Origin of the sequence: Actinokineospora sp. (genome assembly GCF_052390155.1) — a bacterium.
GTDB lineage: Bacteria > Actinomycetota > Actinomycetes > Mycobacteriales > Pseudonocardiaceae > Actinokineospora.
In genome coordinates this window covers 67,068-77,018 of record NZ_JBQTHF010000017.1, presented here as the reverse complement: position 1 = coordinate 77,018, position 9,951 = coordinate 67,068, and the positions used below count along the sequence as shown (strand labels likewise).

Here is a 9,951-nt window from a genome sequence, read left to right as displayed (position 1 = left end):
CGACCGGGGCGCCGACGGCGGTGGCGTTCCCCGAGCCCGCGTCCAGGGTGTAGAGCTGGCCCTTGGCGGACAGCGCGGCGCCGCTGACCCCCCCGCGGGGGGCCGCTTACGGCGGCTGTGTCCGCGCGGGTTGCCCCCCACTACGGCCCCCCCGGCCGCCGGTCACAGTCGTTCGACGCGGTCGCCGTCCATCTGGCCGCGGGTGTCGAGGACCGCGCGGGCGGTGCGGGCGATTCGGCTGAGGTCGAGGCAGCGGTGGTTTTGCAGCAGTACCACCAGATCGGCCGACCGCACCCCGGCGTCCACATCGGACTCGCCAGCCACCGGCACACCGTCCACTGTGAACTGATCGGCGTGCGGATCGTGATAGGCGACCCGGACGCCCAGGGCGCGCAACTGCCGCACGACGCCGATCGCGGGCGACTGTCGCAGGTCGCCGACATCCGCCTTGTAGGTGACCCCGAGCAGCAGCACCCGCGACCCGTACACCCGGCCGCCGTCGCGGGCGAGGATGTCGCGGGCGCGCCGCACCACGTAGCCGGGCATGCCCGCGTTCACCTCCTGCGCCGTGGTGATCATCGAGCACGGCAGCCCCTCCGCGCGCGCCCGGTTCGCCAGGTAGCGCGGGTCGACCGGGATGCAGTGGCCGCCGACGCCGGGCCCGGGGGAGAACGGCTGGAAGCCGAACGGCTTGGTCGCCGAGCAGCGCAGCACATCCCAGACGTCGACGCCGAGTCGGTCGCAGAACACGGCGAGTTCGTTGACCAGCGCGATGTTCACCAGCCGGTAGCTGTTCTCCAGCAGCTTGGCCGTCTCCGCCTCGCGCAGCCCGGCCGCCACGACCACCGAATCGACCAGTTCCTCGTAGAACGCCGCGCAGCGCTTGGCGCACACCGGGGTGAGCCCGCTGACCACCTTCGGGGTGTTCTCCAGCGCGTACTCCCCGTTGCCCGGGTCGATCCGCTCCGGTGAGTACGCGAGGTTGAAGTCGACCCCGGCGGCCAGGCCCGCGGACTCCAGGATGGGCAGCAGCACCTCCTCGGTGGTGCCCGGGTAGCTGGTGGATTCCAGCACCACCAGCGTGCCCGGCCGCAGGTGCGCGGCGACGGCGTGGCCCGCGGCCATCACCGCGCGCAGGTCGGGTTCGCCGTCGACCAGCCCGGTCGGCACGCAGATCACCACCGTGTCCGCTGTGGACACCGCGGTGAAGTCGGCGGTGGCGGTGAAGCCGCGGCGCAGCATGGCCGTGATGTCCGCGTCGGCGGCGTCCTGCACGTGCGATCGCCCGGCGCTCAGCCCGTCGACCACGACGCCCGCGGTGTCGACGCCCACGACGGCGAGCCCGGCGGCGCAGGCCCGCCTGGCCAGGGGGAGCCCCACATAGCCGAGACCGACGACCACCAGGTCCGCGGTGCGGCATTCCGTCGGCGCGCTCACGCGCGGAAGCTGCCTGCGGTGGTGGCCCCGGCGCGGGCGAACACCGCCGCGAGTGCCGAACGTGCGAACCGCATGGCTTTCCTCCCTGGGTTTGCGGGGATCGTGACGTCCATGTTTGCCGTATTCCGGCACCCTCGCAGTCGCCGATTCGGGTACGTAATTTCACCCTATCGGTAAGTGGCGGGCGGCGGGGCCGCGTGGTGTTCGCGCGACCTGCCGGGTGAATTGTTGACCGGACAATTTCACGGTGCGCAAATCGTACTCGCGGCGGGCCGGTCACAGGTATCTCGATCGGCTGACTTGCGATACACCCGAAAAGGGCTGGTCAAACCGGTGGACACCGCCGCCGCCGTTGCTAGTGTCGGAATCACGGAGCCTTCCCGAAGGGCGTCAACCCGCTCGGCTCCACCTTAGGAACTCGCACAATCCGAAGGAGCACGGTCGTGACCGCTAGCGTCCAGGACAGCCGCCTCAAGCGTCGTTTCGAACTCTGGGACAGCAACGGAGACGGGACAATCGACAGGTCGGACTACGAGACCGAAGCGCGGCGAATTCTGAAGTCGTTCGGCGAGCCGGACAACTCGCCGAAGGCGCGGGCCCTGCTGTCGGCGTACCTCGGCATGTGGGACAAGCTGGCGGGCAAGGCGAACGTCGGCGGCCAGGGCAAGATCAGCCTGGAGCAGTTCGTCCAGGTGTCGGAGCGGGAACTGGTCGAGGGCGGTGACGCCGGGTTCGACCGCAACCTGCGGCCGACCATCGAGGCCATCGTCGACCTGTGCGACACCGACGGCGACGGCGAGGTCAACCAGGCCGAGTTCAAGCGGTGGATGCAGGCCGTCGGCGTCGACCAGCGCCAGGCCGACGACGCGTTCAGGAAGATCGACAAGGACGGCAGCGGACAGCTCACCGTCGAGGAACTCGTCAGCGCGGTGCGCGACTACCACCAGGGCAAGCACGACATCGCCCTGCTGGGTCGCTGACGCGGCCGCCCGCGCGGACCGCTGCCCCCGAGGGACTCCCTCGGGGGCAGCGGTCTGTCCGAAATGGACCAGCCCGGCTACCCGATTCCGGCCGCCAGCCGCCGATCCAGTGCGGCCACGCCCGGGCCTGCCCAGAGCAGGAAGACCATCGCCAGCAGCAGGGCCGGTGCCACGCCGAGGTGGAACGGACCGCCCACCTTGACTCCGGCGGTCGCGATCGCGCCCGCCATGTTCACCGCCAGGCCGAGGGCGGCGAGTCTGGTGCCGACGCCCAGGACCAGCATGAGCCCGCCGCCGAGTTCCAGCAGGCCGACCAGGTAGACCAGGGCACTCGACTCGGGGAGCCCGAACCGCGCGAACTCGGCCAACTCGAAGTCGTGGGCGGCGAACTTGGGGATCGCGGCGAGCACGAAGAACAGGCCGGTCACGATGCGCAACACGGCCGTGGCGACCGCCGCGCGTCCGCTCACCCGGTCGCGGAAGAACGCCGCCGCGACCCTGCTCAGGTTTGACTTTTCGCTCACTGGCGTCCAATCACGATGATCCTCGACGGCCGGGCCAGCCATCCTATGCCCTGAAATCGGGCCGCTCCACGCCCGGGCGGCCCGCGGTGACGGCGCTGATGAAGGTGCGGCCGAGGATGCCGGGGCGGCGGAGTTCGCTCGGGTGCGCCCGCATGTTGATGACGTCGGCGAATCGGCGTGCCACCACCGGGTCCGTCATGGTCGCCCGACTGATGGCGGCACTCACCGCCTGTATCAGCCGGTGGCCGCGCGGTCGTTCGCCGGTCACGTGCGGCAGCCGGAAGTCCTCGATCACCGAGGTCTGCCACGCCGCGTCCACCAGCACCCGCAGCCTGCGGAAGTAGCCGAACACGTCCTCTCCACCGGCCAGCCACGCCCCCAGCGCCGAGGCGTGCAATGCGGCCGACGGCATGCCCTGGCCGTAGATCGGGTTGAACGACGCCACCGCGTCACCCACCACGACCAGGCCCGCCGGGAATCGGCGCAGCTCGTGGAAGTCGCGGCGCAGGCTGTGCGGGAAGCGGTGTACCGCGACCGGTCCGGTGGGCGCGCAGTCACGCACCAGTGCGGCGAACCCGGCCGCGGGCTCCCGCAGGCACCGCTGTCGGAACTCGCCCTGGTCGCGGGTGGGGCGGTCGGCGCCGTAGCCGGACACCGTGCAGATCCAGCGGTCCGGCCCCGCGGGCGCCACGCAGCTCACGCCGGGCTCAGCCCACGCGGCCGACCGTACCGAGTGGACAGCCAGCAGGTCGTCGAGGCGCTGGCCTGGGAAGCGGTGGAACAGCGCCGTGGCGTAACCGAGATCCAGGCCGACTCGGCGCTTCGGCGGCGGCTCGAAGTCCAGCCGCAGCAACCAGTCCGCGAGCCGGGTGGCCCGCCCGGTCGCGTCGACGACCAGGTCCGCGGGCCCGATCGAGCCGCCCGACGCGAGGCGGACGCCGTCGACGCGGCCACGGTTCGCGGTCAGCCCGACCACCCGGTCGCCGACGAGCCGCACGGCGGGCAGCGCCAGGACCTCGCGGCGGATGTGCCACTCCAACAGCGGCCGCTGGATCGGCAGCAGCGGGTCGCCCGGGATCGGGGGGCGCATCCGGCCGTCGACGAACATCCGGCCGTCGTCGGTGGCGCAGGGCACGGCGCCGTCGGCGAACAGGCGGTCGAGCAGGCCGGGGAACCAGTGCGCGAACAGGGTTTGCGCCAGGCCGAGCAGGATGTGGAACTGCTCGCCGTGGGCGGAGCCCGCGCGGTTGTGCGGGCCGTCGGGCAGGTCGTCGGGCTCCACCACGACGATCTCGTCGGCGACGTCGCGCAGCACCCGCGCGGCGAGCAGACCGGCCAGGCTGCCGCCCGCGATCACCACGCGTCTCATGTAGACTGTCCTGATTGGACGAAATGGACAGCGGACTCGGGCGTCAGTTCGATCTGCCTGCCGGTGACCGGGGCGTCCCGGTGGATCAGGATGTTGTAGTGGTTGGGGAAGTGGCACGAGTCGAAGCCCAGCACCGTGCCGACGTACCGGCCGCCGATGTGCACCTCGTCGCCGCGGTCGATGACGCCGCCGTGGGCGATCTCGGTGAACCCGAGGAACCCCACCCGGTCGATGCTGGGGTCGCCCACCCCGTGGTCGGTGGTGACCAACTCGTGCACCTCGCCCTGCCGCACGCACCGGCTGGCGAACTCCTCCAGCCGCATGCCGCGGTCGTCTCGGCGGTGCACCAGCACTTTCACCAGTACGCCGGACACCGTCCGCTTGTCCCCGTCCTCGACCATGTCACCTCTCTCCGATCAGTGCCGTGCGCTCGGTGCGATAGGCGGCGTCGACCAGTGCCAGCGCGGCGAGGCCCGCCCGGTCCACGCCGCCGGTGTGCACGACGTGCGCGAACTCGCGCAGCACGCCCGCGTACTCGTGCCACAGCGACTGCTTGAACCCCGGGAACCCGGCGAGCAGGTCCGCGTACCGGACCGTGCCGTCGGCGAGGGTGACCTCGACGTCCTTGACCTCGCCCGGATGGCTCCAGTCCAACTCCACCGCCGCCCGCGCGCCCGACTCGGCGACCAGCGAGACCGCGGCCTGACGGTCCACTCCAGACTCGTCCCGCTGAATGTCCACATCAGACAGTTCGAGTGGCCCGAGGAACATCCGCGCCAGGTCGAAGGCGTTGGGCCCGTTGTCCGCCACGCAGCCGCCGCCACAGCGCGCGGGGTCGAGGTACCAGCGGTCGCCGCCGACGTGGTCCTCGATCCGCTCCAGATACCGCACCCGCACGGCCGCCACCGGCACGTCGCGCGGCAGTCCGTCGAGCAGTGCCCGCACCCGCGCGTTGTAGCGGCGGTGGAACGAGGTGAACAGCACCGCGCCGCGCGCGGCGGCCAACTCGGCCAGCGCCACGCCGTCGTCGAGCCGGGTGGCCAGCGGTTTCTCCACGCACACCGGCAATCCTGCGTCGAGCAGGTCGCGGCACACGGGCGCGTGCAGGTCGTTGGGCACGGTGACCACGACCGCGTCCAGCCCGCCCGCGGCGATCAGGTCGCGGTGGTCGCGCAGGCACGGCACCTCGTCGCGGAACGGCGCCAGCGCCTCGGGCCGCACGTCGCACACCGCGCCCAGGCCCAGCGGCCCGTTCTCGCGCAGTGCCGCCAGGTAGAACCGGGAGATCACGCCGAGTCCGACAATCCCGATGCGCATCAGCACTCTCCGGGCAGCGCGAGGCCGAGCCGGTCGGCCACCTCGCCGAGTTCGCCATACAGCGCCAGGGTGAGCGGCACGCCGCGCGCGGCCGCGTCCGCCGCGCGCCGGGCCTCCGGCCAGCCGGGATAGGTCACCGGCTCGCCCAGTTCGACCGGCGGACAGTCGAGCACCGCACCGAACAGCGCGTCCGCGTCGCGGTGGAAGCCTGCGGGCTCGCGCACCGCGGCGGGCGCGACGGCGAGCACCAGGAAGCCGATGTCGTCGTCGGCGGCGGGACCGGCCGCGGGTGGGCCGAGTCCGGCCCCGGGCACCAGCGCGGCCAGCACCTCGACCATCAGGCCGAGCCCGAAACCCTTGTACTCGCCGCCGCCCGGCGCGCCCAGCCACGTCAGATGCGCCTCGCCGCTGTCGAATCGCGCGGGGTCGGTCACCGGCTCGCCCCGATCGTCGGCCAGCCACCCGGCGGGCACCGGCTCGCCCGCGCGCGCGGCGGCGCGGACCTTGCCGGTCGGCACCGCCGTGGTGCTCATGTCCAACACGAACGGTGGGTGCCCGCCCGCCGGGGCGGCCACGCTCAGCGGGTTGGTGCCCAGCATCGGTGCCCGCCCGCGCGGCGGCCGGGCGATCCGCTGGTGGCCGCAGTTGGCCGCGACCACGCCGATCATCCCGTGCGCCACCGCCCGCAGCGCGTGGTGGCCCGCGCAGCCGAAGTGCGTCGCCCCGCGCACCGACACCAGGCCGACCCCGTAGTCGGCGGCCCGGCGCGCGGCCAGGTCCATCGCCTCGCCCGCCTGCCACAGCCCGAGCGCGCCCGCCGCGTCGAGCAGCACCGTGGCGCCGCGGTCGGCCAGCACCTTGGGCTCGGCGTCGGCGGGCGAGCGGCCGGATTCCAGCAGAGGCAGGTAGATCCGGGTCAGGTTGGCCAGGCCGTGGGAGTCGGTGCCGGTGATGTCGCCGTGGCACAAGGCTTCGGCGGCGGCGCGGGCACGGGTGGGCGGCACGTGGTGGGCGGTGAAGACGGCTGTGGTGAAGTCGAGCAGCGCGTCGTGGGGGACGCGGACCCGGGTGGCTGGTGCGGTGTCAAGATCGGTCATCGGGTTCCGTTCCGGTCGGAGAATCGGCGAACGCGCGCAGCACGCGGGACACCTGCCCGGCGAACGCGGTCAGGTCGGCCAGCGCGGCGAACTCGCCCTCGGCGTGCGCGTTGTTGGCGGCGAGGTCGCCGGGGCCGAGCACCGCGGTCGCGGTCCCGGGCACCCCGGACATCCAGATGGCGTCGCAGGTGAAGGCGGGCTCGTCGTCGGGCCAGCGCGGCACACCCGCCGCCGCCAGCACCACGTCGAGATTGGGATCGTTGGCGCACAACGTGGGCAGGCCCCGCTTGAGCCAGTCCACTGTGGTCACCGAGGACGCCTCCGCCGCGGTGCGGGCGAAATCGGGCACGGCGGCGAACCGCGCGCCGAACCGGTCGAGGCCGTCGGACACCGCGCGGTCGAGGGTCGCGGTGAGCGCCGCGCCCGCGGACTCGGTGGCGTAGGCCAGGTTCACCAGCAGCTCGCCCGAGCCGTAGACCCGGTTGTGCCGGGTGCCGGTGTGCAGACCCGCGATGCACGCCTGCCCGGCCCCGCCGCTCAACTCGACGGCCAGGTATTGGGCCAGGAACCCCAGCAGCACGGTCGCGTTGTGCCCGTCGCCGGGTCGGTCGTCGATGGCGCCGGACCCGGCGACGCGCACCCGGGCGGTGGCCGATGCCGTGGCACGCGGCAGATAGCGCCCGCCGGTCGGCTCGCAGAAGACGTTGAGCGCGCCGACGTAGCCGTGTTCGACAAGCGGCCGGGTGCCGAACGTGCCCATCGCGCCGCCCTCCTCACCGGACACGGCCTGCACCAGCACCGACACGTCGGTGCCGATCGCCGGGTGCCGCCGGGCGGCGTCACGGATGCCCGCCAGCAGCGCCACCGCGGGGCCCTTGGCATCGATCGCGCCCCGGCCGCGGAACACCGTGCCGTCGAAGGACACCGGCTCGTGGCCCGCGACCGTGTCGAGGTGGACGTTGAACATCACCGTGCGCGACCGGGGTCGCGCCGGGCCCCGGCGCAGCACCAGATTCGGCTGTCCGGCAAGGAAACCCGGCTCGTCGGCCGCCGCGCGCACCGCAGCCGGGACGTCCGGCCGGTCGAGGTCGGCCCGGTCGGCGGGGGCGTGGTGGAGCACGGTGAACCCCGCGGCGGCCCGCGCGTACTCCCGCTGTGCCGCCCACATCCGCGCGGGCGCGGCGGACTCCAGCGGGCCCGCCGTGGGCAGGTCGAGCAGCCGGAGCAGCAGCGCGTGGTCGGCGGCGGTCAGCGCGGCCACGTCACCGACCCGAGCAGGTCGTGCAGCGCTCGGCCCGCGGCCGCGAACCCCGCCGCGGTGCCCGGCCGCCCGTCGCGTTCGTGCGGACGCAGGCTCAGGTGCGGCTCGATGGCCAGCGCGCCGCGATAGCCGTTGCGGGCCAACAGGTCCAGGCAGTCCGTGACCTGTGCGATACCCGCGCCCGGGATAGTCCACTCAGGACTTTCCAAGCCGGGGCGGCCGTCCTTGACGTGCACGTGCGCCACGTGCTCCACCAGCTCGGCGAGCAGGTCGAGCCCGGAATACCCATAGGCGAGGCCGTTTCCGGTGTCGAACAGCAGCCGCAGTGCCGGGCTGTCGGCCTCCGCGAGCATCGCCAGCACCCGCTTCGCGTCCGCCCCGGCCCAGCCCGCGCAGTTCTCGTGCAGCAGCACCAGGCCGAACTGCTCGGCGCGCCCGGCCAGCGCGCGGACCCGGCGCAGCACCCGCCGCTCCCACTCGGCCTCGGCGAGGCCGTCGTTGGGGTAGGACATGATCCGAACGAACCTGGTGCCCAGCGCGGCGCAGCGGCTCGCGAGGGTGCGCAGCTCGTCGAGGTCGCGGCCGAAATCGCCGGTGATCGTGCTGGACCAGTCGCCGATGCGGGAGTCCACGCAGACCGTGCGCAGCCCGTGCGCGTCGAGGGTGGCCGCCACCTCGTCGAACGCGCGGCCGTCCAGGTCGGCCAAGGCCACGCCGTCGACGGTGCGCAGCTCGATCGAGTCCCACCCCAGCCCCGTCACGGCGGCGATCTGGTCGGCCAGCGCGGGCCCCGCCTCGTCGCCGATCCCCGCGAGGACCGGGGTCACCGCAGCGCCCCGGCGCCCGTGCGCACGCCCGCCTGCCGCTTGGCCTCGGCGATCAGCTCCACCACGGCCGCGCCGGTCGCGGGCTCGTCGGCCAGCGGCTCCTCGCCCGCGAAATGCCGGTACGCGCGGACGAAGAACGCCTTGAGCGAGTCGTCGCGGAACACCGAGTGCACCTCACCCGCCTGGCTGCGCACCCGGAGCTGGGCGAACTCGTCGGCGTCGCTGGCGGCGAAGTGGCCGACCGCGGTGCCCGCGTCGAACTCCAGCGTGATCCGCCGCTCGCGCACCGGCGAGGTCAGGTCGGTGTGCACGCGGGTGAGGACGCCGCTGCCGTGCCGCAGCCGCAGCCACGCGCCGCCCAGGTCGGGGTACACGGTGTCGCCGATCAGCATGTCGCCGCAGCCCGCCTCGGTGACCAGCGCGGGCCCGGCGAGCAGCAGGGCCAGCCCGACCGAGTGCGGCGCCTCGATGTCGAACGCGCTGGGGTGGTCGTCGCCCGCCGCGGTCCGGGCGAAGCGCGGTTTGCTCTGCACGAACGAGATCGAGCGCAGCCCGCCCAGCCTGCGCCCGCGCAGCACGCCCAGGACGCGCCTGGTCAGCTCGCTGCACCGCCACTGGCCGACCGGCACCAGGTCCAGCCCCGCGGCCTCGCGCAGCCGCAGGATCTCGCGCAGGCCGGGCTCGTCGGCGGCCAGCGGCTTCTCCACCAGCACGCGCCGGAACCCGTGGTCGGCCAGTTCGGCCAGCGGACCCAGCCGGGCGGTCGGCGGCGTGCACAAGTGCACCACGGTGCGCGCCGGGTCGGTGAGCGTGGCGGCGTGCGCGGGCGAGTGGGCCACCACGACGTCCGGCGCGGGCGCGAGCGTCCGATGTGGATCGAAGACGACCACGGGCGCGCGGCTCAGCGGGGCCGTGGACTCGCGCCGGAGCTTGCGCAGCACCGGCAGGTGCAGGCCGGTGCCCGCCCGGCCGAGTCCCACGACGAGCGTGCCCAGCATGGCGACCGGACCTCCTGGGCGGGGCGGGTGAGGGGACAGGACTCAACACTGGCGCCCGGGCGGGCACGGTGTCAACGCGGACGGCGCACCGCCACACGACCGTGTGATCTTTGGTTTTGCGTTGCCGTCCAACGAATGCCG

At 73.4% G+C, this 9,951-nt stretch carries 10 protein-coding genes; 1 reads left to right on the top strand and 9 read right to left on the bottom strand.

Annotated elements, in window-relative coordinates; all coding sequences use genetic code 11:
• Positions 1 to 162: 162 nt before the first annotated feature.
• Positions 163 to 1,437 (bottom strand): nucleotide sugar dehydrogenase, encoded by a 1,275-nt coding sequence (locus ACT4N7_RS06660; protein ID WP_444827701.1) that lies wholly within the window; start codon positions 1,435 to 1,437, stop codon positions 163 to 165.
• A gap of 443 nt (positions 1,438 to 1,880) precedes the next feature.
• On the opposite strand from ACT4N7_RS06660, the gene ACT4N7_RS06655 reads away from it, so the two are divergent.
• A complete protein-coding gene (locus ACT4N7_RS06655) occupies positions 1,881 to 2,417 on the top strand; it encodes an EF-hand domain-containing protein (protein WP_444827700.1) in 537 nt (178 codons plus the stop codon).
• A 77-nt stretch (positions 2,418 to 2,494) separates the two neighbouring features.
• Here the strand turns inward: ACT4N7_RS06655 and ACT4N7_RS06650 are convergent, their stop codons facing one another.
• From ACT4N7_RS06650 to ACT4N7_RS06615, 8 genes are read right to left on the bottom strand one after another with little or no spacing between them, the layout of a single operon-like run.
• On the bottom strand, positions 2,495 to 2,941 hold the full coding sequence (locus tag ACT4N7_RS06650; RefSeq protein WP_444827699.1) for a DoxX family protein: 447 nt from the start codon (positions 2,939 to 2,941) through the stop codon (positions 2,495 to 2,497).
• A gap of 43 nt (positions 2,942 to 2,984) precedes the next feature.
• Positions 2,985 to 4,310 (bottom strand): FAD-dependent oxidoreductase, encoded by a 1,326-nt coding sequence (locus tag ACT4N7_RS06645; protein ID WP_444827698.1) that lies wholly within the window; start codon positions 4,308 to 4,310, stop codon positions 2,985 to 2,987.
• On the bottom strand, positions 4,307 to 4,711 hold the full coding sequence (locus ACT4N7_RS06640; protein ID WP_444827697.1) for a DUF6917 domain-containing protein: 405 nt from the start codon (positions 4,709 to 4,711) through the stop codon (positions 4,307 to 4,309). The genes ACT4N7_RS06645 and ACT4N7_RS06640 overlap by 4 nt, the downstream gene beginning before the upstream one ends.
• A 1-nt stretch (position 4,712) precedes the next feature.
• Complete coding sequence (locus ACT4N7_RS06635; protein ID WP_444827696.1) at positions 4,713 to 5,627, bottom strand: Gfo/Idh/MocA family protein; 915 nt, start codon at positions 5,625 to 5,627, stop codon at positions 4,713 to 4,715.
• Positions 5,627 to 6,724 carry an Ldh family oxidoreductase gene (locus ACT4N7_RS06630; protein ID WP_444827695.1) on the bottom strand — a complete coding sequence of 366 codons (1,098 nt, stop codon included), beginning with the start codon at positions 6,722 to 6,724 and terminating at the stop codon, positions 5,627 to 5,629. Before ACT4N7_RS06630 ends, ACT4N7_RS06635 begins: the two co-directional genes overlap by 1 nt.
• Positions 6,711 to 7,985, bottom strand: coding sequence for a M20/M25/M40 family metallo-hydrolase (locus ACT4N7_RS06625; protein WP_444827694.1), 1,275 nt, complete (start codon positions 7,983 to 7,985; stop codon positions 6,711 to 6,713). Before ACT4N7_RS06625 ends, ACT4N7_RS06630 begins: the two co-directional genes overlap by 14 nt.
• Positions 7,973 to 8,812 (bottom strand): sugar phosphate isomerase/epimerase family protein, encoded by an 840-nt coding sequence (locus tag ACT4N7_RS06620; RefSeq protein ID WP_444827693.1) that lies wholly within the window; start codon positions 8,810 to 8,812, stop codon positions 7,973 to 7,975. Before ACT4N7_RS06620 ends, ACT4N7_RS06625 begins: the two co-directional genes overlap by 13 nt.
• The gene (locus ACT4N7_RS06615) at positions 8,809 to 9,810 is read right to left on the bottom strand and encodes a Gfo/Idh/MocA family oxidoreductase (protein WP_444827692.1); all 1,002 of its coding nucleotides are present in this window, start codon (positions 9,808 to 9,810) and stop codon (positions 8,809 to 8,811) included. The genes ACT4N7_RS06620 and ACT4N7_RS06615 overlap by 4 nt, the downstream gene beginning before the upstream one ends.
• Positions 9,811 to 9,951 lie beyond the last annotated feature (141 nt).

Bases quoted from the DNA above. Each gene is read 5' to 3' on its own strand.
- ACT4N7_RS06645 (WP_444827698.1), bottom strand. From the start codon at position 4,310: ATGAGACGCGTGGTGATCGCGGGCGGCAGCCTGGCCGGTCTGCTCGCC.
- ACT4N7_RS06640 (WP_444827697.1), bottom strand. From the start codon at position 4,711: ATGGTCGAGGACGGGGACAAGCGGACGGTGTCCGGCGTACTGGTGAAA.
- ACT4N7_RS06635 (WP_444827696.1), bottom strand. From the start codon at position 5,627: ATGCGCATCGGGATTGTCGGACTCGGCGTGATCTCCCGGTTCTACCTG.
- ACT4N7_RS06630 (WP_444827695.1), bottom strand. From the start codon at position 6,724: ATGACCGATCTTGACACCGCACCAGCCACCCGGGTCCGCGTCCCCCAC.
- ACT4N7_RS06615 (WP_444827692.1), bottom strand. From the start codon at position 9,810: ATGCTGGGCACGCTCGTCGTGGGACTCGGCCGGGCGGGCACCGGCCTG.